This window comes from Glycomyces terrestris (genome assembly GCF_003933745.1).
Taxonomy (GTDB): Bacteria; Actinomycetota; Actinomycetes; order Mycobacteriales; family Micromonosporaceae; genus Glycomyces; species Glycomyces terrestris.
In genome coordinates, this window is sequence record NZ_RSEB01000008.1 from 44,363 (window position 1) to 70,696 (window position 26,334).

Here is a 26,334-nt window from a genome sequence, read left to right on the forward strand (position 1 = left end):
GGGCACATGTCGCAGGCACCGCACGAGTTCACCGCGTCCCTCGACGGCGGCGCCGAACTGCGCCCGCTCGTGCCCGCCCTCGCCGCGGAGATGACCGCCCACATGGACCGCGGCCGCGACTTCATCGGCCGGTACGTCGCCATCGCCGACGTCTGCGCCGACGTCGAGGGCACCCGGAGGCTCCTGGAGGCCTACGCCGCCAAGGCCGAGGCCGACACCGGCCGCATCTGGGGGATCTGGCTCGACGGCGTCCTCGTCGGCGGCGTCCTCTTCCGCACCTTCGACACCCGCATGGAGACCGCCGAGGCCGGCTGCTGGCTCGAGCCCGCCGCCGTCGGCCGCGGCCTGGTGACCCGCGCGGTCACCGCGATCATCGACTGGGCCGTCGAGGAGCGCGGCATCCACCGCGTCGACTGGTACGCCGCCGTCGGCAACACCGCCAGCCTGAACGTCGCCCGGCGCCTCGGCATGACCAGGGAGGGCGTCCTCCGCGACGCCTACCTCCACCGCGGCGAGCGGTACGACATGGAGGTCTGGTCGGTCCTCGCCCCCGAGTGGCGCGGCGCGAAGACCGCCTGACCGCGGCGGCCCGCCCGGCCGAGAGGTTTATCGATATCGATTCAATATCGAATCCGACGCGATCGTGGGAGCGGTTGCGAACAGCCGGGTGCTATCGACGCATTTCTCCGCATCAGTACCCCCGCATCGGCCGTTCGGCGGCCAGACAATGCTTCCAAACTGCGATAACGTTCGTCCAATCACGGGGTCGCGCACCCGCGCGGCGGTCATCCCGCCGCGTCGTCGGCCCCGGGTACCGGCGTCCGGGGCGCCCCGATCGGGCGTTCCGAGCGGCTCTCGGTCGCGACCCGACATGAGCGTTCTCACCCTCGAACGACCCCTTCGAAAGCAGCACCGACATGACCAAGCGGAGACACCTGCCGGCCCTCGTCGCCACCGCGGCACTGGCGACCGCCGCGTGCACCGACGACGAGGACCCGCCCGCCGGCGACGGCAGCGGCCTCGACATCGACGAGTTCCCCCGGGCCGAGACCCTCTACTCGACCGGCACCGCCTGGGGCCCTCCCGCCGACTTCAACCCGATCACCCCCGGCCAGGTCACCGGCCTCAACGGCCTCGGCTACGAGTACCTCTTCCTCTTCGACCCCCAGGAGCAGCGCCTCACCCCCTGGCTCGCCGAGTCCGGCGAGTGGACCGGCGAGCGCGAGTACCGGCTCACCCTGCGCGGCGGGATCACCTGGAGCGACGGCCGGGCCCTGACCGCCGCGGACGTCGCGTTCACCTTCGAGCTCGGCAAGATCGAGGGCGTCCCGTACGGGACCGTCTGGGACTGGCTCGACTCGGTCGAGACCGCCGGCGACCTCGAGCTCGTCTTCCGCTTCAGCGAAGCGCGCCACCAGGAGTGGGACAACTTCCTGTACACCAACGAGATCGTGCCCAAGCACGTCTTCGAGGCGTACACGCCCGAGGAGCTCCTCGGCGGCACCCTCGACCCCGACCCGGTCGTCTCGGGCCCCTACCGGGTCCACAGCGTCGAGGAGGGCCGCATCGCCTGGGTCAAGCGCGACGACTGGTGGGCCACCGAGGCGCTCGGCCTCGAGGTGCGGCCGAAGTTCATCGTGGACCTCGTGACGCCCGGCAACGCCGACATCCTCAACATGCTCCTCGACGGCCGCCTCGACCTGGCGAACAACTTCATGCCCGGCGTCGACGACTTCCTCTCCGGCGACCCGGCGCTCATCACCTACTTCGACAAGCCGCCGTTCATGGCCCCGGTGAACACCGCGATGCTCATCCCGAACACGACGCGCACGCCCCTCGACGACCCCGAGTTCCGGCGGGCCATGGCCTTCGCGATCAGCCCCGGCCAGATCGTCGACTCCGTGTACGGCGGCATGGTGACCGAGGCGCACCCCACCGGCCTCCTCCCGATCTGGGAGCGCTACTACGATCCGGAGGTGCTCGGCGACGACGCGTTCGTGTTCGAGCCGTCCCAGGCCGTCGCGATCCTCGCGGAGGCCGGCTACCAGGACGAGGACGGCGACGGCTTCGTGGAGGACCGGGACGGCGAGCCGTTCGCGCTCCAGCTCATCGTCCCCTCCGGCTGGACCGACTGGGAGGCCGCCGCCGAGTCCATCGCGCTCGACCTGGCCGACGCCGGCATCAACGTGACCGCGTCCTTCGTGGACGCCGCCGAGGTCGACGCGGCCCGCGAGAGCGGCGACTTCGACCTGCTCGTCAACAACTACAGCCGCCTCACGAACTCGCCGTGGAGCCACTTCAAGTACCTGTTCGAGCTGCCGATCGCCGCGACCCAGCGCTCGGGGAACTTCTCCCGCTGGGAGAACGAGCACGCCTGGGAGCTCACCCAGGAGCTCTCCGCCGTCGCCTCCGAGGACCCCCGCTACCTCGAGGTCGTCGCCGAGCTCGAGCGCATCGCCGTGCAGGACCTCCCGGCGATCCCGATCTGGTACAACGGCGCCTGGTCGCAGGCGTCGAACGCGGTCTGGACCGGCTGGCCCACCGCCGAGGCCGGCGGCGTGTACGCGAGCTTCTGGGACGAGATGTGGGGCCTGGGCGCCGTGCGGATGCTCGGCGGCATCAGCCCCCGGGAGTGAGACCCTGGAGCCGGGCCCGCGCCGCCACCCGAACGGCGGCGCGGGCCCGGTGCCCTGTCCCCCCGGTCTAGAACCCGATCCAGGCGGTCTGCTCGTACCCGCCCCCGAGTTCGTTGGCCTGCAACCCGGTCGACGACAGCGTCCACAGCTGCCCGTCGATCACGAGGGCGCGCACGACGCCCTCGGAGTACGGCTCCGCGACCTCCTGCTCGATCCAGGCGGCCTCCTCGAGCGAGTCGGTCCCGACCGCGAGCACCAGGACCCCGGTCCGGTACTCCGTGTACTGCTCGCCGTGCTCGGTGACCGGCATGACCGCGAGGCCCGCGTCCTGCCAGTACAGGAACGCGTGCGGGTCCCATTCGACCGCCGAGTTCGACCACGGCCGGTGGTACTGGTCGAGGACCGCCGCCTCGTCCGCGGCCGTGTCGAACAGGCTCACCTGGAGTCCGGTGGTCACGCCCTCCTCGGTGGCCTCCTGGCCGACGCCGAGGAGCCGGTCCCCGCCGACCGGGTGCAGGTAGCCCGAGTAGCCGGTGATCTTCAGCTCGCCGGTGACGACCGGCGCCGCCGGGTCCGAGAGGTCCACGGTGTACAGCGGGTCGGTCTGGCGGAACGTCACGACGTACGCGGTGGGGCCGAGGAACCGGACCGCGTAGATCTGCTCGGTGACGCCGAGGTCGGTCACCGAGCCGGTCTCGGTCAGCGCGTCCTCGCCGACCGCGAAGACCGTCACGGTCGACTTCGACGGCTCGTCGTCGTCCCCGGGCGCGAACCCGCCGAAGCAGTCGGCCGCCGGCCCGCAGCCGCCCCACCAGCCCCCCACCTGGGTGTTCTCGGTGGTCGCGACCCGCAGGTGCCCGTCGTACTCGCTCAGCGAGTACTGGTTGAGCAGCGAGCCCGGCACCGCGGCGTCGCCCGCCAGGCGCGGCTCGCCGCCGTCGAAGCGGAACCGGTAGATCTCGGTCTCGGCCCGCGGCTCGTCCTCGGTCCAGCCGTAGTCGTAGTGGGCCAGGTAGAGGCTGTCGGCGGTGCCGTGCACGGTCTCGCCGTCGGCCATCACCGTGTGCGGCGCGACGCCCTCCCAGCCGCCCGCGGCCGGCAGCGCGAACACGGTCACGGCGCTGCCGCCGAACCGGTCCGGGTGGGCGATGTCGCCGCAGTCGACCTCCCCGGCCTCGCCGTTGACGCTGAAGCTGGGGATCCAGTCCTCCAGCTCCGTCTCCGCAAGGGCCGCTTCGAGGTCGGCCGCGTCCGACTCGGGGTCGTACAGGACCTCCTGCACCGGCTCGATCCGCGGCTGCGACGAGACGGCCAGCCGCAGCTCGCCCCCGGTCATCCGCGCGTCCACCATGGACCCCTCCATGGCGAAGGTGTCGAGGACGCCGAGGGTCGCCGGGTCGAGGCGGTCGATCCGGAACTCGCTGTAGTAGGCGTCCTCGTCGTTCTGGAGGTCCTGCGTGTACATCACGAACAGGCCGCCGTCGCCGAGGAACAGCTCGTGGCCCCACGACGCCTCGTCGAACGCCAGCTCGGCCGTCACCTCGCCGCTGCGGGTGTCGACCACGCGCAGCACGTTCCACACGACGCTGTAGACGAACACGCCGTCGGTCTTGACGAGGTCGGGCTCGTCGACCCCGGCCACCTGGTTGTTGGTCTGCGAGTGGGAGTCCGCGGACTGCCCGGAGGTCGCGCCGGCGCCGCTGTCGTCGGCGGCGGCCACGTCGCCCTCCTCGCGGGCGGCGCCGTCCTCGGCGTACGCCGTGAAGTAGCCGTCCTCCTGCCACTGGGACATCATGGCCAGGGCCGCCTCCTGGATGCCCGCCAGCGCCTCGTCGCAGCCGCCGTACGAGGCGAGCTGGGCCGAGGCCGGAACCCAGGGGACGGTGTCGACGACGGGGTCGTCCTGCGCGGTGCACCCGGCGGCGGCGAGGGCGGCCGCGCCCGCGAGTGCGATGAGGAGTTTCGCGTTCATGCCACTCCGACGCCGCCGCGGCGGCCCCGGTTCCCGCGGGCGCGGAAAAAGGGCCCGGAGCCGGCGGCTCCGGGCCCTGCGACGGGCGGGGCGTCTCAACCCTTGGTGCCGCCCGAGGTCAGTCCGCTGATGAGGTGGCGCTCGGCGAACGCGTAGAACACGAGCGCCGGGAGCATCGCGAGCATGACGAACGCCAGGACCTTCGCGGTGTCCGAGGCGTACTGGCCGCTGAACTGGGTGACGCCGAGCGGGAGCGTCCACCAGGTCGACTTCTGGAGCACGACGAGCGGCAGCAGGAACGAGTTCCAGGAGCCGACGAGCGCGAGCACCGAGACGGTGGCGAGCACCGGCCGCGACATCGGCAGCAGGATGCGGGTGAAGAACAGCCACGGGCCGGCGCCGTCGATGGTCGCGGCCTCCTCGACCTCGCCGGGGATCGAGCGGAAGAACGTCCGCAGGATGATGATCGTCAGCGGCAGGCCGAACGCGGCCTGCGGCAGGATCACGCCGAACGGGCTGTTGAGGAGCTCGAAGGTGCGCAGGATGATGAACAGCGGCAGCACCGCCACCGCGAACGGGAACATCATCCCGGCCGCGAAGAGGGTGAACATGCCCTCGCGGCCGCGGAAGGCGTAGCGCGCGAACACGAACGCGACCATCGCCGAGCAGACCACGACGATGAACGTGGTGACGAGGGCGATGAACACGGAGCTGAAGAGCTGCTGCCAGAACGCGCCCGAGGCGAGGACGTCGGTGTAGTTGGCGACGTTCCACGGGTTCGGCAGGCCCAGCGCGTTCTCGCGCAGCTGCTGGTTGTCCTTGAAGCCGCCCAGGAGCGCGAACAGGATCGGCGTCGCCACGAACGCCGTGGTCGCGAACGCGGCGACGTAGAACCCGGTCTGGCGCAGCAGCCGCGCGCGGCGGGTGGTGACCTTCATGAGCGGCCCCCGGCCGTGGTGATGGACCCCTGGAGGTCGCGGTTGAGGACGAGGCGCTGGTAGAACAGCGCGAACACGAGGCTGATGAGGAACATCGCGATCGACAGGGCCGAGGCGTAGCCGATCTGGTTGCGCTGGAAGCCCTGCTCGTACATGGTGATCGCGAGGGTCTCGGAGGCGTGGAACGGGCCGCCGCCGGTGAGGACGTACACGAGGTCGAACAGCTGGACGGTGCCGATGACGGAGAGGAACACGATCATCCGCACGGTCGGGCCCATGAGCGGCAGGGTGATGCTGCGGAACGCCTGGGCGCCGGTGGCGCCGTCGATGGCGGCGGCCTCGTACAGCTCGTCGGGGATGTTCTGGCGCCCGGCCAGGAACAGGATCATGTGGAAGCCGAAGAACTTCCAGGTCAGGATCGCGAAGATGACGAACATGACGATGTTGCGGTCGGAGAGCCAGCCGACGTGGGCGTCGATGCCGAGGTCGGCCAGGAGCGAGTCGGCGAAGCCGCGGCGGGGCGAGAACACCAGCCGGAAGAGGACGGCGGTGACCGCCTCGGTGAGGACGTAGGGCACGAAGAACAGGAGCCGGAACGCGGTCCGCCCGGGGAAGCGCTGGTGCAGGAGCATCGCGAGCCCGAAGGACAGCGGCAGCTGCACCAGGAGGGAGAGGACCACGATGAGGCCCAGGCGCCACAGGTCGCCGAGGAAGACCTCGTCCTGGAGCATGTTCCGGAAGTTCTCCAGGCCCACGAACTCGGTGGGGATGCCGCCGAGGCCGTTCCAGCGGAAGAACGCCACGTACGCGGCGAACGCGACCGGGAGGAGCACGAACAGCAGGAACAGCACCAGGCCCGGCGCGATGAACGACGCGAGGGTCCCCGCGCCGGGGCGCCCGGACCGGCGGGCGGGCTTGCGCCCGCGCGACCGGTCCGGGCGCCCCGTTACCGGGGAGACCCGAGGGGACTCCTTGAGGGTCACGCTTCGGCCGCCCAGGCCTCGTTGACCATCGCGACGAAGTCCTCGGGGGTCAGCTGGCCGAGGATGAGCCCTTCGGTGGCCTCGTTGATGACGCCGCCGATGGCCGGCGGGTACGCCTGGTCGAGGTAGAGCTGCGTGCCGGTGGCGCTCGCGAGGGCGTCGACGACCTTCTGGGTGTCCTCGTTGAGCTCGGGCGCGACCGACGCGGTGTCGGCGGCGACCGGGGTCAGGTTGCCCTCGGTGATGGCGCGCGAGTAGTTCTCGGGCTCCATGAAGTTGCACAGGAAGTCGAGCGCCTCGTCGGGGGCGTCGGCCGCGACCGCGTAGCCGTTGCCGCCGCCGAGCCACTCGGTGGTGGTGCCGGCGCCGCCCTCGACGGTCGGGAAGGGGAAGAACCCGAGGTTCTCGGGGCCGTCGGTGCCGGAGTTGTCGCGCTGGGCCTGCGGGGCCCACTGGCCCATGAGCTCCATGGCGGCGAGCCCTTCGCCCATGACGGCGGACTGGCCGTCGGCCTCGCCGTAGACGGCGGACTCGAAGCCGGGCTGGAACGGCTCCATGGCGGCGAGGTCGGCGAGCATCTCGCCGGCCTGGATGAAGCCCTCACCGGAGAAGTCCCCGGCCTCGGCCGCGGCCTCGAGGCCGTCGAGGCCGACGGTGCGCATCACGAGGTAGGTCCAGTAGTAGTGGCCGGGCCACCGGTCCGCGCCGGCGAGGGCGATCGGCGCGATCCCGGCGTCCTTGAGGGCCTGGACGGCCGCGAGGAACTCGTCCCAGGTGGCCGGCGGCTGGGAGATGCCGGCCTCGGCGAAGAGGTCCATGTTGTACCAGAAGCCGACGACGCCGGCGTCGAACGGCATGCCGTAGAGCTTGCCGTCGATCGTGTAGGGCTCCAGGGCGATCGGGTTGATCTGGTCGATGCAGTCGAGTTTGCCGGTGAGGTCCTGCACGAGGCCGGCCTCGACCTGCTCGGCGAGGACGCCGCCGCCCCAGGTGTGGAAGATGTCCGGCACGTCCCCGGACTGCGAGGCGGTGCCCATGCGGTCCTTGAACGCCTGGTTCTCGATGGCCTGGACGTCGATGGTGATGTCGTTCTCGGCCGCGAAGTCGTCGGCGAACTCCTGCCACGTGGACATGAGCGGGTCCTGGTTCTGGATGTGCCACCAGGTGAGGTCGGCGTCGCTCTCGCCGCTGTCGCCGCACGCGGCGGCGCTCAGCGCGAGCGCGGCGGCCGCGCCCGCGGCCACGAGCGCCCGGGGGCGCAGAAGGGGATTTCGCATCGCGAGTCTTCCTTTCGAGGGATGAGAGGTTGCCCCGGCCCAGGGCGCCGAGGGGCACTCCTGAAACTTTCGGAACAAGTACCGGAAACTTTCGATGCGGCCATAGTACCTGTGGTGCCAGAGAAAGTGAAGGGGGTCTCTATATCGAGCTGGAGCGATATGCAGAGGTGACCGTTCACGCAGGTGGAAGGCCAGGTGAGCGGGTGTGCATGAGGGCCTGGAAGGCCGGAACAGATCAATCGAACGGAAATCGAACGCGCCCGGCGCGGACACGGAAACGGCCGCCCCGGAGCCGGGGCGGCCGTGCAGATCCTCGCGGAGCGGGTGACGGGAATCGAACCCGCTTCTCAACCTTGGGAAGGTCGCATTCTACCAGTGAACTACACCCGCGAACTCCGCCTGAGCGGAGCCGCACCGAGTATACCGAAGGGCCGCGGCCCCTTCCCGGTGCCCCGGAGGGAAGCCCGCGCTACAGGGCCGCGAGGGCGGCGGTGATGTCGCCGTGCAGGAGGCCGACGTTCGCGTACACGCCCGGCTTGCCGGCCTCGGCGCAGCCGTGGCCCCAGCTGACGACGCCGACCAGGACGCCGTCGGCGGAGACGAGCGGGCCGCCGGAGTCGCCCTGGCAGGAGTCGACGCCGCCGTGCTCCAGGTCGCCCGCGCAGATCATGGACGCGGCGTCGAACTCGCCGCCGTAGGCCCCGGCGCACTCGTCGTCGGTGACGTAGGGGACGTCGACGTGGAGGAGGTCCTGCGAGCCCGAGCCGGTCTCGGTGGTGCCCCAGCCGGCGACGGTCAGGGTGCCCCAGTCCTTGGTGTCGGCGTCGGCGAGCGGGACGGTCGCGGCCCCGGCGATCGGCTCGGCGAGCTTGACGAGCGCCCAGTCGTTCGCCATCGTCGCGCCGTCGTAGCCGTCGGCGACGACGATCTCGGCGACCTCGTAGACCTCGGTCCGGGTGATGTCGGTGCCGCCGTGGCGGATCACCACGTCCGCGGGGTCCGAGCCCTCGGTGCAGTGGGCCGCGGTGAGGACGACGTCCTGCTCGACGAGCTGGCCGCCGCAGTAGTTGAAGGAGGGGTCGCTCGCGTCGGCGAGGGCGACGATCCAGGGGAACTGGCCTTCGGCGGCGGGGTCGCCGCCGATGATCTGGGCGTCGAAGTCGCCGCCGCCGGACGGCTCCTCGGCGTTCGCGCCGGCGGTGGAGAGCGCCAGGGCGGCGGCTCCGAGCCCGGCGGCGATGACCGCGCCGATCGTGACCAGGGTCTTCCGATAATGCTGCACGCGCGAAATCCTTTCGGGTGGGGTGGATTCAGGCGTTCACCTGCCGCAAGCAGCCTACGGGAATAACCCTCATATCTGTATCTTCTCCATCTAAGCGATTTTTCAGTGAATAGCGGTGAATTCGCCCGCACTGTCGGCCAAGCGGAACAACCGGCCGTGAATTGTCCTTTTCGGACTCTCTGGAACGCGACAGGGCCGGCCGGGCCGCTCGCGCGGCCCGGCCGGCCCCGGTGTGTGAACTGCGGCCGCCTGCCGTGCGGCCGGTCCTGCGGGTCCCCGGCGGGCTACAGCCAGCCGTCGACCACCTCGGCGATGGCGTCGACGTTCGGCGCGACCTCGGTGTACACGCCCGGGTTGCCGGCCTCGGCGCAGCCGTAGCCCCAGCTGACGATGCCGACGAGCATCAGGTCGCCGTCCTCGGAGACGGCCATGATCGGGCCGCCGGAGTCGCCCTGGCAGGAGTCCACCCCGCCGTTCTCCAGGTCGCCGGCGCACAGCATCGACGCCGCGTCGACCTCGTCGGGGTAGGCCGCCTGGCAGTCGGCGTCGCTCACGAACGGCACCTCCACCCACTGGGCGACGGTCGGGAACTCCTCGCCGGTGTTCCCCCAGCCCGCGGTCTCGAGGGTGTCGAACTCGAAGGTGTCGACGTTGAGCGGGACCTCCTCGAGGGGGAGCCGCTCGTCGAGTTTGAGCAGCGCCCAGTCGTTCGCCATCGCGATCGGGTCGTTGTAGTCCTCGGCGATGTGGACGGCCGCCACGGAGGTCTCGGCCAGGTCGGGGGAGTCCAGGTCCACCGAGCCGGAGAAGACGACGAGCTCCTCGGGGTCGGTGACGTCCTCGACGCAGTGCGCCGCGGTGAGGACGACGTCCTCGGCGATGAGCGAGCCGCCGCAGAACTGGCGCTCCCACGGGGTGCCCTCGCCCGCGGAGCCGAGGCCCACGAGCCACGGGTACTGGCCCTCCTCGGCGGGCTGGCCGCCGATGATCTGGGCCTCGAACTCCGGCTCCGGCTCGACCGGGTCGGCGTTGGCGGCGGTGCCCGCCCACGCGATCGCGGCGGCCCCGAGGCCGGCCGCGACGCCGGCGCCGAGGCGGACCAGGTGCTTCCTCTTCATGTCCACTGTGATCCTTTCGGGGTGGATGTGAGGGTTAGGCCGTTTGGCCTTCCTGACCCGAAAGGCGTCATCGGCGGCTTTCATGGTTGCCTGCCGCTTGCGATGGCGATTCAGTGAATCAGTGTGGAATGTCGCTCGCGAGCTCCTTGCCGAGGTGGATCGAGCCGTCGGTGTCGCCGTAGTAGCCGAACGGCGCGACCGGGACGTAGCCGAGGAGCCCGTACATCGCGACCGCCTCGGGCTGGCGCGGGCCGGTCTCGAGGATCACGCGCTTGCGGCCGGCCGCCGCCGCGGACGCCTCGACGGCGGCCACGATCCGCTTCGCCAGTCCCTGCCGCCGCGCGGACTCGCGCACGAACACGCGCTTCATCTCCGCGTCCTCGCCGTGCGAGCGCCAGCCGCCGCAGCCGACCGGCGATCCGGACTCGTCGTACACCACGATGAAGTCGCCGTTCGGGGGCTCGAAGTCGGCGTCGGCGAGCTCGGTCATGTCCCCGGCGCCGTACCGCCGGACGTACTCGGCCTGCACCTCCTCGCAGAGGGCGCGCGCGACCGGGCTGGAGAAGGGGGTCCTGGAAAGCGTGAACTGCACGGCCCCAAGACTCGCACAGCCGCCGGTCGCCGCGCCAGCGCCGCTCGTCATGTCCGCGGAGGCCGCCCGCACCGGCCCGTCCCGCCGCGCCCGGCCCGCCGGGGGCGCCGCCCCAGTTCAGGGCCCTGAAAGCCTGTCCGAACGGAGGATGTTCCCGGACCCGTTCGGCGCCTACGTTCGACCGAACGCACAGACTTCGCCGTCACCCGGGCGGCGACGTCCTCCACGCCCGGTAGCGCCGCGCCGACCATTACGATCTTCACATCGGCGATGGTCGAAACGGGTCCGGCACTCCGGGCTTCGCACCGCCGTCGGCCGGGGCCGGTGCTGACGACACCCCCGGCCGGTGCGAGGGCGCGGCGATCCCCTCCGAGCCCTCCGCGGGCCCGGGTGCGACCGCGCCCGAACCGGGGGACCCCGCCAGGGGGCTCCCGGCCGCGTGCGGGCGCTCGCCCGCGTCACCGGTGGGAAGGAGGAGAGCATCCACATGCGCACAACGCAGCGCCGCAGGCCGTCCCCGGCCCTGGGGGACCTGTGGAGGGGCTGGGCCGCGCCGTCCGTGCGGTCGGCGTTCACCGCCGCGTTCGCGGTCGTGGTGGTCCTGGTCGGGCTGCGCCTGACCGTCCGCGACGACTCGCACGCGGTGTCGTGGCTGGCGCTTCCCCCGCTGGCGGCCTCCGCGTTCCTGCCGTGGCGCTGGGTCGCCGGGGTCGGGGCCGCGAGCATGGGCCTGGCGCTGGGGTACCTGTGGGTGCTGCACGACTTCTCGATGGCCGGCGTGACCCGGCACGGCGTGGACTTCCTGGTGGTGGCCGTGGCGGTGGCGGTCGCGGCGGCGGTGGCGGTCGTGCGCGAGCGCGACGACGACCGGCTCCGGCGGCTCGCGCAGCTCGCCTCGGTGGTGCAGCAGGCGATCCTGCGGCCGATCGGGGAGCGCCTGGGGCCCTTCGACATCGCGGCCCGGTACGTCTCGGCCCGGTCGGGCGCGGAGATCGGCGGCGACCTGTACGAGGCCCTGGACACCGAGTACGGCGTGCGGATCGTCATCGGCGACGTGCGCGGCAAGGGCCTGGACGCGGTGCGGCTGTCGTCGACGGTCCTCGGCTCGTTCCGGCACGTGGCGTTCGAGCGGGCCGACCAGCGGTGCATGATCGCCGACCTCGACCACGCGGTGGTCCGCAACGGCGGCGACGAGGACTTCGTGACGGCGATCCTGCTCCAGGAGCGCGGCGGGACCCTGGAGATCCTCAACTGCGGCCACCCGCCGCCCATGCTGGTGCGCGACGGGGTGGCGACCTACCTGGAGCCGGAGTCGATGGCGCCGCCGCTGGGCCTGGGCCCCTCGGCGCAGGAGCTGACGGTGCGGCTCCAGCCCGGCGACCGGATCCTGCTGTACACCGACGGCCTGGCCGAGGCGCGCAAGGACGGCGAGTTCTTCCCGATCCGCGAGCGCGCCTGGAGCCTCATCGGCCACGGCAACACCGGCGACGGCCTGGCGTCCCTGGAGACGGCGCTGCGGCACTGGGTCGGCGGCCCGCTGACCGACGACATCGCGCTGCTGCTCCTGGACTACCGGCCGGCGGACTGACCGATCCGGCAGCGCCGCAGGGCGAGCAGCCGGGAGCGGGAGCGGCGGCGCTTGCTCAGCCGCGCGGGCGGGCGCTCGGCGCTCATCCGGCGGCCTCCTCGGCGGGGGCCGGCGCGGGGGCGGCGATGCGGAGGACGCGGTGGAGGACGGGGCGGGCGCGGCGGTGGCGCCCGACGTAGGCGGGCCCGACGCGGGCGGCGAGCTGCGTGGCGACGGCGCGGATCATGGGGTGCTCCTGGTGGGTGCGGGTCGTCGGCGGTCCGTGCCGCCCGTGCGTCCGGCGTCGCACAAGCGGTCTGATGCTGGGTTCAACGAGGCACGGGTGCGCAGGTTACGGTGTGTGTGCGGAGGGCCGCACGATCACCCGATCGAACGACGCCGCGGGCCGCGCACTGTCGGGAATCCGACCGCGACACGCCTGCCGACCTGGGCAGGACCGCGGGATCCTTGAACAGATTACTGACGGGTAATATGATGGTGGTTACCACCGAGTAATGGAGGACCCGCAATGACGCACTTCCGCCACAACCTCCGGGACCTGGAGTTCAATCTCTTCGAGGTCTTCGGAGCGGACAAGATCCTCGAACACCAGGCGTTCCCGGACCTGGACGAGGCCACCGCCCGCGAGATCCTGGCGGAGCTGGCCCGGCTCGCCGAGAACGAGCTGGCCTCCAGCTACGTCGAGGGCGACCGCAACCCGCCCGTGTTCGACGCCGCGACGAACTCGGTGACGCTGCCCGAGGCGTTCAAGAAGTCGTACCGGGCCTTCATCGACGCCGAGTACTGGCGCCTGGACCTCCCCGAGGTCCTCGGCGGCACCTCCGCGCCGCGCATGCTCTGGTGGTCCCTGGCCGAACTCGTCCTCGGCTCCAACCCGGCCCTGTGGATGTACGCCGCCGGCTCCTCGTTCGCGCACAGCGCCTACCGCGAGGGCACCGACGAGCAGAAGGAGTGGGCGAAGCTCTTCGTCGAGAAGGGCTGGGGCGCGACCATGGTCCTGACCGAGCCCGACGCGGGCTCCGACGTCGGCGCCGGCACCACCAAGGCGTACCTCCAGCCCGACGGCTCCTGGCACCTCGAGGGCGTCAAGCGCTTCATCACCTCGGGCGACCAGGACATGACCGACAACATCATCCACTACGTCCTCGCCCGGCCGGTGGGCGTCGAGGGTGCGGGCGGCCCCGGCACCAAGGGGCTCAGCCTGTTCATCGTGCCGAAGTACCTGTTCGACCCGGCCACGGGCGAGCTCGGCGAGCGCAACGGCGTGAAGGTCACCAACATCGAGCACAAGATGGGCCTGAAGGTCTCCGCGACCGCCGAGCTCACCTTCGGCGAGAAGACCCCGGCCAAGGGCTGGCTCCTCGGCGACAAGCACGAGGGCATCCGCCAGATGTTCCTCATCATCGAGTACGCGCGGATGATGGTGGGCACCAAGGCCATCGCCACGCTCTCCACCGGCTACCTGAACGCGCTCGACTACGCCAAGAGCCGCATCCAGGGCGCCGACCTGCTCCAGTCGGCCGACAAGACCGCGCCGCGCGTGCCGATCATCAAGCACCCGGACGTGCGCCGCTCGCTCCTGCTCCAGAAGAGCTACGCCGAGGGCCTGCGCGCGCTCGTCGCCTACACCGCCTCCTGGCAGGACAAGTTCGTCCTCGCCGAGGCCGACGGCGACGAGGACGCGGCCGACACCGCCAAGCGCATCAACGACCTGCTCCTGCCGCTCGTCAAGGGCTGCGGCTCCGAGCGCGCCTACGAGCTGCTCAGCTCCGAGTCGCTCCAGACCTTCGGCGGCTCCGGGTACCTCCAGGACTACCCGCTCGAGCAGTACGTGCGCGACGCGAAGATCGACACGCTCTACGAGGGCACCACCGCCATCCAGAGCCTCGACTTCCTGTTCCGCAAGATCGTCAAGGACAACGGCGAGGCGCTCATGGCCGTCGCCGGCGAGATCATGGCGTCCACGCAGGACGGCCACGCCGAGCTCGAGGACGTGCGCGGCCGCGTGCTGCGCGCCCTCGGCGACGTCCAGGGCATCATCGAGGCCCTCCAGTCGCCCCTGATGGCGGCCATGGGCGAGGAGCCGCGCGAGCTGTACAAGGTCGGCCTGCACTCGCGGCGCCTCCTGCTCGCCGTCGGCGACCTCGTCGTCGGCTGGCTCCTGCTGCGCCAGGCCGAGGTCGCCCAGGCGAAGCTCGACGCCGGCGCGGACGACGACTTCTACCGCGGCAAGGTCGCCGCGGCGAAGTTCTTCGCCCACGAGGTCCTCCCGCGGGTCACCGCCGACCGCAAGATCGTCGAGGCGGCCGACCTGGTGGCGATGGACCTGCCGGACGGCGCCTTCTAACCACGCGGCCCGCCGGGAGGCGGCGCCGCCGGGACTTCACTCCGGATACTGAATGCGGCTCGCGCCGCACCCCGTCGCGGGGTGCGGCGCGAGCCGTCTCCCGTACCGCCGGGCGCTCCCGGCGTCCCCGTGCGGCCCAGGGAAGGACGGGCCGTCACACCTCCGTCATCGCGGACCGCCGCGGCCGCGGTGACCGAACGGTGGCCCCGCGCGCGACAGTGGCCGGGACGCTCCAGCGCGGGCGCCCCGGACGCGAAGGAGCCCACATGAACCCGCCGAACCCGCACGCCGCCCCGGTCGAGGCGGCCGCCGCCGCGCTGCGCGCCCGCGGTTTCGAGCCCGGCCCGCCGGTGACGCTCGGCCCGGCGCAGCGCGCCGCGGTCGCGGCCTCGGGCCCGTTCGCGGGGCTCGTCGAGGCCGCGCTCCAGGCGCAGGCGCTGGCAGGGACGCTCGGCCTCCAGGCGCTCGCCGCGCTCGCGTGCGCCGCGGACCTGGACGAGTAGGGCGCGCGTCAGGCGGTCGGGCGCGACAGGAGCGCGGCGAGGGCGTCGTGCGCTTCGGCTTGGGCCGCTTGGACGGCGGCGGTGGCGCGGGCGGCGAGCGCCTCGCATTCGGCGCTCCTGGTGGCGTCGGGGGCGGTGAACGCGAACGCGGTGAGGCGGCCTTCGAGGTCGACCTCGGCGGTGCAGGGTTCGGCGGTGCCGGTGAAGCGGTCGGCCGCGCGGGCGGCGATGCGGTCGCGCAGCTCGTCGCCGCCGCGGTCGGGCAGGCGGACGGCGAGGAGGTCGGGGTGGGCGCGTTCGAGGTTGAGGACGTGCTCGGAGCGCGTCTTCTCGGCGCCGCTCCAGGCGGCGGCGACGGCGTCGGCGACCGCGCGGGCGCTGAGGCGGTCGACGGTGGGACTGAGCGCGAGGGTGCGGAGGCGGCCGAGGTGGTCGAGGCGGACCCAGGCGACGCGGCCGGGGTCGGTGCCGTCGAAGGCGCGGGTGGCGAGCTCCTCGGTGAGGACTCGCGCGCGCTCGGCGAGGTCGGCGGCGCGCTCGTACCGGGCCCGCGCGGGCGCGTCGGCGAGGGCGCGGCCCGCGGCCTCGCGCGCCGGCCCGGCCGGAAGCCGCGCCGCGGCCCGCCGCGCGGCGGCGAGGCGGTCCTCGTAGTCCGCGGGGATCTCGATCCGGTCCATCGGTGCCTCCTCCCGGCCCATGCGGCCGACGCCCCCAGCCTCGGCGCCCCGACCACCGATCGGTCACCGATCGGTCATCCCGGTGCGGGCGCACGGCGGGCGCCGCCGCGCGGTGGTGGCGCTCGGCCGGGGTCCGAGTGCGATTCCGGTGGCGCGGGTGCCGCCTGCGGACGGGAAGTCCTGGAGGACTGGCCGGTGCTGCGGCGGGTGCCGCCGCGCAGCGGCGGCGATCGGCCGGGGCCGAGCGCGATCGCGGTCGCGCGGGTGCCGCTTGCGGACGGGAGGTCCTAGGGGACTGAAAATCCGTCCACTTTCGCCTGCTCCGGCAAGGGAAGGAGGCGGCCGGCGGGCTCGGTCGAGCGGTGATCAGACGAGGTGGAAGTACCAGAGCGCCAGATAGGCGGCGCTGCCGAGGAAGGCAATGAGGACGAGCCAGCCGGCGGCGGCCTCGAAGACGCCGGGGCAGCCGGAGTCGCCGGTCGCTGGCGCCCGGTGCCGCGGCGGCTGCCGCCGCGCAGTGGTGCGATCGGCCGGTTCCGAGCGCGATGCGGGTTGCGCGGGTGCCGCTTGCGGACGGGAGGTCCTGGAGGACCGGCCGGTGCTGCGGCGGATGCCGCTGCGGCGACACCGGGCCGACGCGGCCTCGGTCCGGCTGCGGTCTCCCGGGGCCGATCGGGTTGAGCGGCACCGGCTTCGCATCGCGGCCGGGCGGGCTCCGGCCGCGCTAAGTGTCGCCCGGGTGCCGGGCGCGGGAAAGCGCCGGCCCGTGCTTTGGTGCGGGCCGGCGCTCGTATCGCCGCACTCGTTCGGGTGACTTTTGATTCACCCGTGCCGATTTCGGCGTTGATCCTGTCGGACCCCTTTGGCAGGATCGGGTGCGGCGACGATTTCGGTCCCCTCTGGAGTGGGTGGGGGTTTGGGATGGTAGCGGGGGTCGCGAGCGGGCCTCATGCCTCCGCGGTGGCCCCTTCCGCCGTGGCGATCTGGGCTTCCGAGACGACGAAGGTTGCAGGATCGGTGCCGCCGCCGCCGTCGGTCAGGGCGGTGCCGCCGGTGTCGAGCGATGCAGAGCCGGTGCCGTCGTAGAACCCCGATCCGCCGTCGACCAGCGCCGTGCCGGAGCCGTCGAGCAGGATCGCGTCGGACGTCGTTCCGCCCGAAGTCGAGCCGGTCCCCTCGGCGTCGGCGAAGGCGAGCGTCACCTCATCATCCGCGTCCGCGCCGCCGCCCGCGATGTCGGCGAGGGCCGCCTCCATGCCGTGCAGCGTGCCGCGCAGGTACTGGAGGTTCCGCCAGGTCGCGGCGTGGAACTCCCGGTACCGCCCGGCCGCGTCGGCCGCGCCCGGCGCGGTCCCGAACGCGGGCGCCCGGCTCAGCGTCCCCGTGCCGAGCACCGGGACCACCTGCCCCTCGAGCTGATCGATGAGCCCGAGCAGGAACTGCCGGTACTCCTCGATCGCCTCGGCGTCGAACACTCGCTCCTGCGCCACCGCTGCCTCCTAGCTGTACGGGTCGTCGCCGGGCCGCACATAGCCCCAGACGTCGTCGGTCTCCCGGAACAGCAGGTCCTCCTGCTCCTCCGCTTCGTCCTCTTCAGACTTCTCCTGCTTCTTGCGGGCGTCCGCGTCCGCCGGCCGTCCTGCTGCGACCGCGCCGCGGGCCGCGCCCACGCTCGAACCGGAACCCGAACCGCCGGCCGCACCGGGCCCGGTCGCCCCGCCGGGTGGGAACACCCCCGGGGCCGCGCCCGTGAAGCCCGCCCCGGCGCCCGCCACGGTCGCCGTCCCGCCCGGGACCACGCCGCCGCCGACGCCGCCCGCGCCGCCGCCGAAGGCCCCGAAGCCCCCGCCGCCGCTCGCCAGGCCGCCCGTCACGGTCCCGTCCGCCTCGCTCCGCGTCGGCGCCGACTCGGTCGCCGCGTCCTCCGTCCGCACCGACCCGTCGCCGCCCGGCGGCACCGGGCTCGGATCCTGGGTCGCCTGCGGCGGCACCGGAGGCGCGGGCTCCTCCATCACCGGCGGCTCCAGATCCATATAGGACGCGTCGGCGCTGTCGGGGTACGGCCGGTCCGCGCCCGCCGTCCGCATCGCCGCGAGCTGCTCGCTCTGGCCGCCGAGCTTCTCCCCGATCGACTCGTCGATCGCCGCGTGCCGCTCCGCGTACGCGGCCAGCTCGGCCGAGATCCGCGGCGCGAACGCCGTCGCCGCCTCCCCGCCGGCCTGGAGCCGCACGTCCGAGACGACCGCGTCGACCGCCGCCGACCCCGCGCGCTCCTCGATGAACGACCGCACCTCCGCCGCGAGCGCCGGATCGGCCCCGCCGAGCCGGAGCGCCGCCTCGGCCTCCTCGCAGCCCATCTGGATGCAGTCCCCGTGCCACCACGCGGGCCGCACATGGATCGCGACCAGGCTCGTCCACTCCCCGTCCGCGCCGACCAGCGGCGCCGGATACGGGATCTCGCCGGAGTCCCCGCCCTGGAGCGTGTAGATCGCCTCCTCGCGGTGCTTCAGCTCCGCGGCCGCGTCCTCGATGTCGTCGAGCACGCCCTGCACGAGCCCTTTCGCGAGGTCGGCCGTCTCGGCGAACGCGTCGAAGTCCGTTCCCGCCCAACCGGTCGCGAGCTCAGCGAGCTTCGACCGCAGGAGCGCCGGCCAGTCGGCGAGCACCGCCGCGACCTCCTCGGTCCACCCGGTGCGCAACCGCTCCAGCGAGAACGAGTCCGGCTCCAGCGGCCGCACGGCGGCGACCGCCGACCGGAAGTCGTCCTCGGTCGGGTACGACATGCCCTCGCAGCGCGGCTTGAACCGGCCCAGCTGCCCCTCGACGGGGACGGCCGAGACGAGCTGCTCCCAGTCCGCCTCCGCGGGGTGCGCCACCGGGTGCGGGCACGACCCGGACGAGCACCCGGCCCGCCCGCCGCCCGACCCGCTCGTGTCGCCGAACGCGATCTCCGAGCTCGCGGTCGCCTCGGTGTACACCGGGGCCTCCTCGGCCGCCGCGTACGCCGACTCGTCGACGAACGCCGTGTCGTACACGGCCCCGTCGTCCGCGGCGCCGTACGCGAGCGCCGTGTCGCCGCCCCCGCCGGCCTCGAAGACCGTCACGTACTCGGAGCCAGCGTCGCCGCTAGGGGCCGAGCCCTCGATCAACCCGCCGTCCGTCATGCCGGTGCACCTCCCTCGGTCGTGCGTCCCAATGGAAGACCGGCGCGTCATGGAAACGTCACGACTTCGGACCGCCCGCTTCGGGACCGGAGCGTGACGGCGGCGGGCACAGTGCAGGGAGGCCGCCGGGCGCCCGACCCGGCGCCGCCCGCGAGGAGGACCAGTGAACGTGTACATGGAAGTCGAGACGGTGCGCGGCGGCGGCGCGGACCTGCGGGCGATCGCCCCCGGCGCCCGCAGGGCCTCCGACCGCGTCAAGGCGCCCGCCGAGACCGCCGCCGCCGGGAACGCCGGGTTCCTCACCGGCGACGCGGGCGTGCGCTGGCAGGCCGCGCTCGGAGAGGTCACCGCGGGCGTCGAGCGCCGCGTCGCCTGGCAGGGCGAGCAGGTCGGCGGCAGCGCCGACGACATGGAGGGCGCCGACGCGGGCGTGGGCCGCGACTTCCGCCGGATCGGGCAGCGCCTGTCCAAGCGGGAGGGGTAGCCCGATGCCGACGTACGAGGAGGCGCTGGCCGCGAACCCGGCCACGTTCGTCGACTGCGCCGCGGCCATGTCCGCGGCCGGGACCGACCTGACCGAGCACCGGGCCGAGTACGACGCGAAGGTCGTCGAGATCAACGCCGGCTGGGAGGACCGCGCGAACACGGCGTTCAACGCCGACGCCGTCGTGGTCGACGACCATGTCGAGGACGTCGTCTCGCAGGTCGGCGGCGCCGCCGAGCTCCTGGACGCGGGCGGCGCCGCGATGCAGTCCATGGTGGAGCAGCTGCGGGCGCTCGACCAGGCGTACCGCGGCGCCGGGTTCGAGGTGCGGCCTGCGCCGAAGGTCGAGCTGGGCGCCGTCCACTGGGCCGCGATCGCGGCCGCCGGGCCGTTCGGGCCGATGCTCCAGGCCCTGTTCCAGGCCCGCGCCGACGAGGGCACCGTGCAGCTCCAGCTCGGGCTCGCCGTGCTCACCGCGACCGACGCGGCCACCGGCGCCGGCCTCGTCGGCGCGGCCGAGGAGCTGAAGCCGTTGGAGGACAAGGCGAGCGCGATGGAGCGCACCGAGCGCCGCACCGACGTCGCCGACGACGACCAGAGCGGCGACGACACCGCGGACACCGGCGACCGGGACCGCGACGGCACCACCAGGCAGCGGGACGACGACGGCAAGGACAAGGACCAGGAAAAGGAGAAGGACGAGAAGGACGAGGACGAGAAGGACGGCGACGGCAAGGACGAGGACACGGAGCAGGAGCTGGGGGAGGACGAGGGTTCCGAAGCGCCGCAGGAGGACCCGGAGCAGCCCGGGACCGATGCGCCCGGACCCGACGAGCGGCCCGAGATCCCCGGATACGAGCCGCCGCCCGCGTTCGGCCCCGGCGAGTACACGCCGCCCGAGTTCTCCGGGAGCGACTGGGACCCCGCCGAACTCGGTGACGGCGCGGAGGCGCCCAGTGGCGGCCTCGCCGGCGGCGGCGGTGGCGGCTTCGGCGCCGGTGCCGGGCTCGGCACCGAGCCCGCGGCCTCCGGTCCGGGCTCCGGCCTCCCGGTCGGCGGCATGGTTGCGGGTCCCGGCGGGGCTGCCGGCGGCCCCGCGGCCGGCGGGCCCGGTGCCCGCGGCGGCGGCCTCGGCGGGATGGTGGGCGCGCCCGGTGCGCGCGGCGCGGGCGTCAACGACGACGAGTACGAGCGCGAGTCGTTCCTGACCGAGGACCCCGAGGAGGACGTGTGGGGCATCGGCACCGCCGAGAACAACCCGTACGTCGACTTCCAGGAGGAGCAGGAGGCCGAGGCCGACGAGGAGGCCCCGCCGGCGCCCGCCCCCGACGAGCTGCCGCCGTTCGCCCTCCCCGGCTTCGACCTGCCGGAGCCGAAACAGAACTGACCGAGCCTCGCTGTCCGCAGGACCGGGCATCCGCGAGGGGCATCGCGGTGTCGGCGGCCCGGGGACCCCGCGAGGCGTACGGGCGTTGGCGGGCACACCACGCTCCGCGGCCCGGACCCTGCGAGGGGCACGAGCGCGGGGCGTGCACGCCGGCTCCGCGGCCCGGACCCCGCGATGGGCACGAGCGTCGGGCGGGCGCGCCGGCACCGCTCCGCGGCAGGGGCGATCGCCGGGCCCGCCGAACCGAGCGCCCGAGACGCCCACGGGCGCAGCGACCGGTGCCCGCCCGGCCGAGTCGCCCGAGACGCCTACGGGCGCAGCGACCGGTGCCCGCCGAACCGAGCGCCCGAGACGCCTACGGGCGCAACGACCAGCACCCGCGGGGCCGATCTCCGGCCCCGGGGCGATCCCTCCGAGGACCGGACACCGCCGCAGTGAACACCCGCATAACTGAACAGCGGCAAGGGAAACGGCCCGCCGTCCGCAGGAGATCCTCGCTGCGGACGGCGGGCCGTCCCGCGCCCCGGGCCGTACCCACTACTCCCCGGGGGCGCCTGGGGGGCTACCGCGCGGTGGACACCGCCGACAGCCGGTCGGCGGCCCGGCGCTGCGCCAGGCCGATCGCGGCCGACACCTCCGCGCCGAGCTGCTCGTACTCGACGTCGACCGTGGTGTTCGGGACCAGGAACCGGAACCCGGTGAGTCGGCCGCCCAGGTCCGCCTCCGCCTCGCACAGGTCGTCGTCGCCGACCGCGCTCGAGAACCGCTCCGGGGAGCGCGCGATCCACTCGCGCAGCTCGGCCGAGCGCGGGTCCGGCGCGCACCGCGCGAGCAGGTCGGCGGCGGCGCGCTCGGCGCGCATCACGTGCTCGGCCCGGGCCGCCTCCGCTGCGGCCCAAGCGGACTCGATCGCCTTCGCGACCGCGCGGTTGCTCATCCGGTCCACTGTGGGGCTGAGCGCGAGCGAGCCCAGCCGGCCCGTGTAGTCCAGCCGCAGCCACACCACCCGGCCCGCGTCGGTGCCGTCGAACCCGGCGCTCATCAGCTGCGCCGCGAGGGCCGCGGCGCGCCCGGCGGCGTCCGCCGCCTCGGCGACCGCGTCGCGGGACGGGGCGAGGCCCAGCGCCTGCGCGGCGCCGTCCCGCAGCGGCCCGTGCGGCAGCCGCGCGACCGCCTCCCGCGCCGCGGCGAGGCGGTCCTCGTAGTCGTCGGGCACCGTGACGCGCTCCATGGCGGCCCCTCCTCTGCTCGGTCGGCCGGACTGCCGCCATCCTCGCCCGGCGCCTCACGGATCGGTCCTCGGATCGTCACGCCGGACGGCCCCGGCGTCCCTGTGGGACACTGGAACCCCCCTACCCGCGGTGAGGAAAGCGACGACGCCATGACCCTCGACGTGCGCCTGCTCGGACCCCTGGAGGTCCGCGTGGACGGCGTCCAGGCCGCGATCCCGCGGGGCAACGCCACCACGATCCTCGCGCTCCTCCTCGACGACGCCGGCCGGGCCGTCCCCGTCAGCGGCCTCGTGGCCGCCGTCTACGGCGACGACCTGCCCCTGGACCCCGAGACGCAGGTGCAGAACACCGTCGGCGTGCTGCGCCGCCAGCTCGGGGCCGCCCGCGCCCGCATCGAGACCGTGGGCCGCGCCTACCGCTTCCGCATCGGCCCCGACGAGCTCGACACGCTGCGCTGCAAGGCGAAGGAGGCCCAGGCGCGGCAGCTGCGCCGCGAGGGCCGCGACGAGGAGGCCGCCGCGGTCCTGCGCGAAGCCCTCGACGAATGGCGCGGCCCCGCCCTCGCCGACCTCCCCGGCCGCGCCGCCGGCGCCATCGGCCGCCGCCTCGACGAGTACCGGCTCGCGCTCCTGGAGCAGCGCATCGACGCCGACATCGACACCGGCCGCGCCGCCGGGGCCGTCGAGGAGCTGCGGCAGATCATCGCCGCCCACGACACCCGGCAGCGCCTCACCGCCCTCCTCATGCGCGCCCTCCACGCCTCCGGGCGCACCGCCGAGGCCCTCGAGGCGTTCGCCGCCCTGAAGGACCGGCTCGCCGACGCGCTCGGCGCCGACCCCGACCGCGAACTCGTCGCCCTCCACACCGCGATCCTCCGCGACCAGCCCGCCGCCGACGTGCCCGCCGAACCGCCCGCCGCGACCGCCGTCCCCGCGATGCTCCCGCGCGCCACGCCCCGCTTCACCGGCCGTGAGACCGAGATCCGCGCCCTCGACCGGTTCCTCATGGACGCCGGCGCCGAGGCCGGGCTCGCCGCCGTGACCGGCATGGGCGGCATCGGGAAGACCGCGCTCGCCGTCCGCTGGGCGCACCGCGTCGCGCACCGGTTCCCCGACGGGCAGCTGTACTTCAACCTGCGCGGCTTCGACCCGGCCGCGCCCGGCGCGAGCCCCGAGGACGTCCTCGGCGAGGCGCTCGCCGCCCTCGGCGCGCCCGCCGTCCCCGCCGGGCTCGACGAGCGCGCCGGGCTGTACCGGACGATCCTCGCGCAGCGGCGCGTCCTCGTCCTCCTCGACAACGCCCGCGACGCCGCGCACGTGCGGCCCCTCCTCCTCACGGCCCCGGGCAGCTTCACGATCGTGACCTCCCGCGACCGCCTCGTCGGCCTCGACATGGGCGAAGGCGCCGAGGTCGTCCACTTGGGACCGATGCCGGAGGCGGAGTCCGAGGCGCTCCTCGCCCGCCGCATCGGGCCCGAGCGCGCCGACGCCCACCGGGACGCGGTGGGCCGCATCGCCGCCGCGTGCGGGCGCCTCCCGCTCGCCCTCACCCTCACCGGCTCCTGGGCCGCCGCCGACCCGCGCCTGGCACTCGACGCGCTCGCCGACCGGCTCGAAGGCGCCGCGAACGTCCTCAGCGTCCTCGTCTCCACCGACGCCGCCTCCGACCCGCGCACCGTCTTCGACTGCTCCTACCAGCTCCTCGACGAGCGCGACGCGACCGCGTTCCGCCTCTTCGGACTCCACCCCGGGCCCGACCTCACGCCCGCCGCGATGGCGAGCCTCATGGGCGCCCCGCCCGCCGAGGCCCGCGCCGCCCTCGAAGCGCTCGCCGAGATCAACCTCGTCGAGGCGCTCCCCGAAGGCCGCTACTCGATCCACGACCTGCTGCGCGCCTACGCCGCCGAGTGCTTCGAGGACGAAGTGCTCGAACCCGAGCGGCGCGCCGCCGCCCTGCGGATGCTTGAGCACTACCTGCACACCGCGCACCGCGCCGACCGGCTGCTCGCCCCCGGCCGGTCCGGCCCCGAACCCGGGCCGGCCGCGCCCGGCGTCCGGGTCGAGCCGGTCCCCGACGCCGCCGCCGCGGCGGCGTGGTTCGACGCCGAGCACCGGGTCCTCCACGGCCTCCTGCGGACCGAGGCCGGATTCCAGGCCGACCTGCGGGTGTGGCAGCTCGGCCGCGTCCTCGCCGAACGCGCGGTCGACCGCGCCGGCGGCCACGAGCTCCTCGAAGCGCAGACGCTCGCGCTCGCCGCCGCCGAACGCCGCGGGCAGGCGCTCGAACAGCTCATCTGCCTGGGCTACCTCGCGATCGGCCATGCCGCGCAGGGCGACGAGGGCCCCGCCCGCGACTGCGCGGAGCGGGCCGGAGCGCTCGCCGCCCGCGTCGGCGGGCCCTGGGCGGCCGCGTTCGCGGCGTACCTGCGCGCCGGCCTCGACCCCGGCGGCGACGCGGCCCTCACCGCCGCGCGCGAGGCGAGCGCGGGCTTCCGCGACGCCGGGGACCGGCACTGGGAGTGCCGCGCCGTCGAACTCGCCGGCCGCCTCGCCGCCGCCGCGGGCCTGCTCGCCGAGGCCCGCGGCAGCTTCGCGGCCCTGCGCTCCGCGGCCGCCCGCCGCGGCGACCCGCTCGGCGCGGCCGCCGCCGACACCGGCTTCGGCCTCGTCGCCCACCGCGAGGGCCGCTACCGCGACGCCCTCGACCACTACCGCAGGGCCGTCGAGGGATTCACCGCCGCCGGGGCGCCCGGCCGCGCCGGGCGCGTGCGCGAACTCGCCGGCGACACCCGCCAGGCCATGGGCGACCGGGCCGCCGCCCGCACCGAGTGGCGCCTCGCCGAGCAGCGCTCCGAGGCGTCCGGCGCCCGCGTCGAGGCCGCGCGCGTCCGCGCGAAACTCCATGCGCTCCAAGACGACCGGTAGACGCGGGACCTGTGAGAGGCTGGATCGCGCACGAAGATCGCCGCGCCCTCCTAGGCGAACTCCCCGCCGCCGGCGGCGGCGCACGATGCGGGAACGCGCGCGCCGGCCCCGGCCGGCGGTGCGATGATGACCGCATGAGCGAACCCGTCGAGCTGTGCTGCCTGCTGCGCGCCCGCCCCGGCGCCGAAGCGGCGATGACCGCCTACGAGGACGCCGTCCTCGCCCTCCTCCCCGAGCACGGCGGCGAGCTCGTCTCCCGCGCCGTCGGCGACGGCGCCGACGGGCACCCCCACGAGGTCCACGTCTACCGCTTCCCCGACCAGGCCGCCGTCGACGCCTACATCGCCGATCCCCGCCGCACCGCCCGCGCCGCCGAGCGCGACCGCGTCGTCGCCTCCACCGTGCTGTTCCCCGTCCGCATCGCCTGAGGCCCACCGCAACCGCACCCCGGCCGGCATGAGTGTCGGATACCCGACAGACCGGGTCGCGATTGTCGGCATTAACCGGATTCGCCGGGACCGGCGGTCACCCGGTTGACCGGTACACGGACCGTCGCAATGGGACCGCGCCGATACGCTCGGCGCATGAGCAACGGCGGTGCGGGCTTCTGGGGCCCGGTCTCCGCGCTGGCGGGAGTCGTCGGCGTCATCCTCACGTACGTCATCTGGCAGGACGAGAAGGCCCGCGACCCCGGCGACGACCCCACCGGCGCGTGGACCGACGAATACTGGACCGAGGAGGCCGGCGCGGGCGACGGCGTCTCCGGCGAATGGGTCCTCGACCGCACCTTCCAGGTCGACCTCGCGCCGACCTACGCCGACGGCGAGTGCCTGGAGGCCCAGATCGACCTCGACGACGGCGGCTACAGCGAGACCGTCGCCGTCGGCGGCCCCTACGCCGACTGGATGGACGTCATCTGGTCCTCGTGCGGCGGCGAGTACGGCGTCGTCTACGGCCGCCTCGGCGACTCCGCGACCGTGTACGACGGCGGCAGCGCCGACGTCGCCGCCTGCACCGGCGCGATCGGCGCCGACACCTACCTCGAGTTCCGGTTCGAGCCCGCCTACCCCACCACCGACGAGGGCTGCCTGTTCACCGGCACCGGCGCCGTCGCCGCGGCCACCGTCGACTCCGTCTCCTCCGACGGCTCGTTCGCCTACGGCCGCTTGAACATCGCCGTCTACACCTGGGTCTGAGCCCGCCGCGGCGGGCCACGGCATTCGACCCGCT

The 26,334-nt window shown here is 73.9% G+C and carries 22 protein-coding genes and 1 tRNA gene; 10 read left to right on the forward strand and 13 right to left on the reverse strand.

Features of this window, described 5'->3' with window-relative positions; all coding sequences use genetic code 11:
- The first annotated feature begins 6 nt into the window (after nucleotides 1-6).
- Together EIW28_RS22605 and EIW28_RS22610 are read left to right on the forward strand one after the other, a co-directional pair.
- Nucleotides 7-579, forward strand: a complete 573-nt coding sequence (locus EIW28_RS22605; protein ID WP_125249985.1) for a GNAT family N-acetyltransferase — start codon at nucleotides 7-9, stop codon at nucleotides 577-579.
- 338 nt (nucleotides 580-917) lie between these two features.
- On the forward strand, nucleotides 918-2,636 hold the full coding sequence (locus tag EIW28_RS22610; RefSeq protein WP_125249986.1) for an ABC transporter substrate-binding protein: 1,719 nt from the start codon (nucleotides 918-920) through the stop codon (nucleotides 2,634-2,636).
- 67 nt (nucleotides 2,637-2,703) lie between these two features.
- Here the strand turns inward: EIW28_RS22610 and EIW28_RS22615 are convergent, their stop codons facing one another.
- The 8 genes from EIW28_RS22615 to EIW28_RS22650 form a co-directional block, all read right to left on the reverse strand.
- Entirely contained in the window at nucleotides 2,704-4,608 is a 1,905-nt protein-coding gene (locus EIW28_RS22615) for a beta-propeller domain-containing protein (protein ID WP_125249987.1), read from the reverse strand.
- A 95-nt stretch (nucleotides 4,609-4,703) separates the two neighbouring features.
- Complete coding sequence (locus tag EIW28_RS22620) at nucleotides 4,704-5,546, reverse strand: carbohydrate ABC transporter permease (protein WP_125249988.1); 843 nt, start codon at nucleotides 5,544-5,546, stop codon at nucleotides 4,704-4,706.
- The gene (locus tag EIW28_RS22625) at nucleotides 5,543-6,529 is read right to left on the reverse strand and encodes a carbohydrate ABC transporter permease (RefSeq protein ID WP_125249989.1); all 987 of its coding nucleotides are present in this window, start codon (nucleotides 6,527-6,529) and stop codon (nucleotides 5,543-5,545) included. The genes EIW28_RS22620 and EIW28_RS22625 overlap by 4 nt, the downstream gene beginning before the upstream one ends.
- A complete protein-coding gene (locus tag EIW28_RS22630) occupies nucleotides 6,526-7,806 on the reverse strand; it encodes an extracellular solute-binding protein (RefSeq protein ID WP_125249990.1) in 1,281 nt (426 codons plus the stop codon). Before EIW28_RS22630 ends, EIW28_RS22625 begins: the two co-directional genes overlap by 4 nt.
- 319 nt (nucleotides 7,807-8,125) lie before the next feature.
- Nucleotides 8,126-8,196, reverse strand: a tRNA-Gly gene (locus EIW28_RS22635).
- A 79-nt stretch (nucleotides 8,197-8,275) separates the two neighbouring features.
- The gene (locus tag EIW28_RS22640; protein ID WP_158630510.1) at nucleotides 8,276-9,088 is read right to left on the reverse strand and encodes a serine protease; all 813 of its coding nucleotides are present in this window, start codon (nucleotides 9,086-9,088) and stop codon (nucleotides 8,276-8,278) included.
- Nucleotides 9,089-9,372: 284 nt separating this feature from the next.
- On the reverse strand, nucleotides 9,373-10,206 hold the full coding sequence (locus EIW28_RS22645) for a S1 family serine peptidase (RefSeq protein ID WP_158630511.1): 834 nt from the start codon (nucleotides 10,204-10,206) through the stop codon (nucleotides 9,373-9,375).
- A gap of 118 nt (nucleotides 10,207-10,324) precedes the next feature.
- Nucleotides 10,325-10,798, reverse strand: a complete 474-nt coding sequence (locus EIW28_RS22650; protein WP_232014166.1) for a GNAT family N-acetyltransferase — start codon at nucleotides 10,796-10,798, stop codon at nucleotides 10,325-10,327.
- 487 nt (nucleotides 10,799-11,285) lie between these two features.
- Between EIW28_RS22650 and EIW28_RS22655 the strand changes: the two genes are divergently transcribed.
- On the forward strand, nucleotides 11,286-12,386 hold the full coding sequence (locus EIW28_RS22655) for a PP2C family protein-serine/threonine phosphatase (protein ID WP_125249994.1): 1,101 nt from the start codon (nucleotides 11,286-11,288) through the stop codon (nucleotides 12,384-12,386).
- Nucleotides 12,387-12,468: 82 nt separating this feature from the next.
- On the opposite strand, the gene EIW28_RS24425 is transcribed toward EIW28_RS22655, so the two are convergent.
- On the reverse strand, nucleotides 12,469-12,612 hold the full coding sequence (locus EIW28_RS24425) for a hypothetical protein (RefSeq protein ID WP_158630512.1): 144 nt from the start codon (nucleotides 12,610-12,612) through the stop codon (nucleotides 12,469-12,471).
- A 282-nt stretch (nucleotides 12,613-12,894) separates the two neighbouring features.
- Between EIW28_RS24425 and EIW28_RS22660 the strand changes: the two genes are divergently transcribed.
- Together EIW28_RS22660 and EIW28_RS22665 are read left to right on the forward strand one after the other, a co-directional pair.
- Complete coding sequence (locus EIW28_RS22660) at nucleotides 12,895-14,733, forward strand: acyl-CoA dehydrogenase (RefSeq protein WP_125249995.1); 1,839 nt, start codon at nucleotides 12,895-12,897, stop codon at nucleotides 14,731-14,733.
- 266 nt (nucleotides 14,734-14,999) lie between these two features.
- Entirely contained in the window at nucleotides 15,000-15,236 is a 237-nt protein-coding gene (locus EIW28_RS22665; RefSeq protein WP_125249996.1) for a hypothetical protein, read from the forward strand.
- Nucleotides 15,237-15,244: 8 nt separating this feature from the next.
- On the opposite strand, the gene EIW28_RS22670 is transcribed toward EIW28_RS22665, so the two are convergent.
- From EIW28_RS22670 to EIW28_RS22680, 3 genes are all read right to left on the reverse strand, one after another.
- Complete coding sequence (locus tag EIW28_RS22670; RefSeq protein WP_125249997.1) at nucleotides 15,245-15,913, reverse strand: hypothetical protein; 669 nt, start codon at nucleotides 15,911-15,913, stop codon at nucleotides 15,245-15,247.
- Between the two features lie 947 nt (nucleotides 15,914-16,860).
- Nucleotides 16,861-17,403 carry a hypothetical protein gene (locus EIW28_RS22675; RefSeq protein WP_125249998.1) on the reverse strand — a complete coding sequence of 181 codons (543 nt, stop codon included), beginning with the start codon at nucleotides 17,401-17,403 and terminating at the stop codon, nucleotides 16,861-16,863.
- 9 nt (nucleotides 17,404-17,412) lie between these two features.
- The gene (locus EIW28_RS22680) at nucleotides 17,413-19,077 is read right to left on the reverse strand and encodes a hypothetical protein (protein WP_125249999.1); all 1,665 of its coding nucleotides are present in this window, start codon (nucleotides 19,075-19,077) and stop codon (nucleotides 17,413-17,415) included.
- A 163-nt stretch (nucleotides 19,078-19,240) separates the two neighbouring features.
- Here EIW28_RS22680 and EIW28_RS22685 point away from each other — a divergent pair, with 163 nt between their 5' ends.
- Nucleotides 19,241-19,561 (forward strand): hypothetical protein, encoded by a 321-nt coding sequence (locus EIW28_RS22685; protein WP_125250000.1) that lies wholly within the window; start codon nucleotides 19,241-19,243, stop codon nucleotides 19,559-19,561.
- Nucleotides 19,562-19,565: 4 nt separating this feature from the next.
- The gene (locus EIW28_RS22690) at nucleotides 19,566-20,948 is read left to right on the forward strand and encodes a hypothetical protein (RefSeq protein ID WP_125250001.1); all 1,383 of its coding nucleotides are present in this window, start codon (nucleotides 19,566-19,568) and stop codon (nucleotides 20,946-20,948) included.
- Between the two features lie 562 nt (nucleotides 20,949-21,510).
- Here the strand turns inward: EIW28_RS22690 and EIW28_RS22695 are convergent.
- On the reverse strand, nucleotides 21,511-22,179 hold the full coding sequence (locus EIW28_RS22695; RefSeq protein WP_125250002.1) for a hypothetical protein: 669 nt from the start codon (nucleotides 22,177-22,179) through the stop codon (nucleotides 21,511-21,513).
- A gap of 150 nt (nucleotides 22,180-22,329) precedes the next feature.
- On the opposite strand from EIW28_RS22695, the gene EIW28_RS22700 reads away from it, so the two are divergent.
- From EIW28_RS22700 to EIW28_RS22710, 3 genes are all read left to right on the forward strand, one after another.
- The gene (locus tag EIW28_RS22700) at nucleotides 22,330-25,104 is read left to right on the forward strand and encodes an AfsR/SARP family transcriptional regulator (RefSeq protein ID WP_125250003.1); all 2,775 of its coding nucleotides are present in this window, start codon (nucleotides 22,330-22,332) and stop codon (nucleotides 25,102-25,104) included.
- A gap of 134 nt (nucleotides 25,105-25,238) precedes the next feature.
- Nucleotides 25,239-25,532, forward strand: coding sequence for a DUF1330 domain-containing protein (locus EIW28_RS22705; RefSeq protein WP_125250004.1), 294 nt, complete (start codon nucleotides 25,239-25,241; stop codon nucleotides 25,530-25,532).
- A 156-nt stretch (nucleotides 25,533-25,688) separates the two neighbouring features.
- A complete protein-coding gene (locus EIW28_RS22710) occupies nucleotides 25,689-26,300 on the forward strand; it encodes a hypothetical protein (protein ID WP_125250005.1) in 612 nt (203 codons plus the stop codon).
- Nucleotides 26,301-26,334 lie beyond the last annotated feature (34 nt).

Excerpts from the sequence above, each read along its gene's own strand:
- EIW28_RS22700 (WP_125250003.1), top strand. The coding sequence starts at position 22,330 with ATGACCCTCGACGTGCGCCTGCTCGGACCCCTGGAGGTCCGCGTGGAC.
- EIW28_RS22665 (WP_125249996.1), top strand. The coding sequence starts at position 15,000 with ATGAACCCGCCGAACCCGCACGCCGCCCCGGTCGAGGCGGCCGCCGCC.
- EIW28_RS22710 (WP_125250005.1), top strand. The coding sequence starts at position 25,689 with ATGAGCAACGGCGGTGCGGGCTTCTGGGGCCCGGTCTCCGCGCTGGCG.
- EIW28_RS22680 (WP_125249999.1), bottom strand. The coding sequence starts at position 19,077 with ATGACGGACGGCGGGTTGATCGAGGGCTCGGCCCCTAGCGGCGACGCT.
- EIW28_RS22645 (WP_158630511.1), bottom strand. The coding sequence starts at position 10,206 with ATGAAGAGGAAGCACCTGGTCCGCCTCGGCGCCGGCGTCGCGGCCGGC.
- EIW28_RS22660 (WP_125249995.1), top strand. The coding sequence starts at position 12,895 with ATGACGCACTTCCGCCACAACCTCCGGGACCTGGAGTTCAATCTCTTC.
- EIW28_RS22620 (WP_125249988.1), bottom strand. The coding sequence starts at position 5,546 with ATGAAGGTCACCACCCGCCGCGCGCGGCTGCTGCGCCAGACCGGGTTC.
- EIW28_RS22695 (WP_125250002.1), bottom strand. The coding sequence starts at position 22,179 with ATGGAGCGCGTCACGGTGCCCGACGACTACGAGGACCGCCTCGCCGCG.
- EIW28_RS24425 (WP_158630512.1), bottom strand. The coding sequence starts at position 12,612 with ATGATCCGCGCCGTCGCCACGCAGCTCGCCGCCCGCGTCGGGCCCGCC.
- EIW28_RS22670 (WP_125249997.1), bottom strand. The coding sequence starts at position 15,913 with ATGGACCGGATCGAGATCCCCGCGGACTACGAGGACCGCCTCGCCGCC.
- EIW28_RS22605 (WP_125249985.1), top strand. The coding sequence starts at position 7 with ATGTCGCAGGCACCGCACGAGTTCACCGCGTCCCTCGACGGCGGCGCC.
- EIW28_RS22615 (WP_125249987.1), bottom strand. The coding sequence starts at position 4,608 with ATGAACGCGAAACTCCTCATCGCACTCGCGGGCGCGGCCGCCCTCGCC.
- EIW28_RS22610 (WP_125249986.1), top strand. The coding sequence starts at position 918 with ATGACCAAGCGGAGACACCTGCCGGCCCTCGTCGCCACCGCGGCACTG.
- EIW28_RS22690 (WP_125250001.1), top strand. The coding sequence starts at position 19,566 with ATGCCGACGTACGAGGAGGCGCTGGCCGCGAACCCGGCCACGTTCGTC.
- EIW28_RS22630 (WP_125249990.1), bottom strand. The coding sequence starts at position 7,806 with ATGCGAAATCCCCTTCTGCGCCCCCGGGCGCTCGTGGCCGCGGGCGCG.
- EIW28_RS22655 (WP_125249994.1), top strand. The coding sequence starts at position 11,286 with ATGCGCACAACGCAGCGCCGCAGGCCGTCCCCGGCCCTGGGGGACCTG.
- EIW28_RS22705 (WP_125250004.1), top strand. The coding sequence starts at position 25,239 with ATGAGCGAACCCGTCGAGCTGTGCTGCCTGCTGCGCGCCCGCCCCGGC.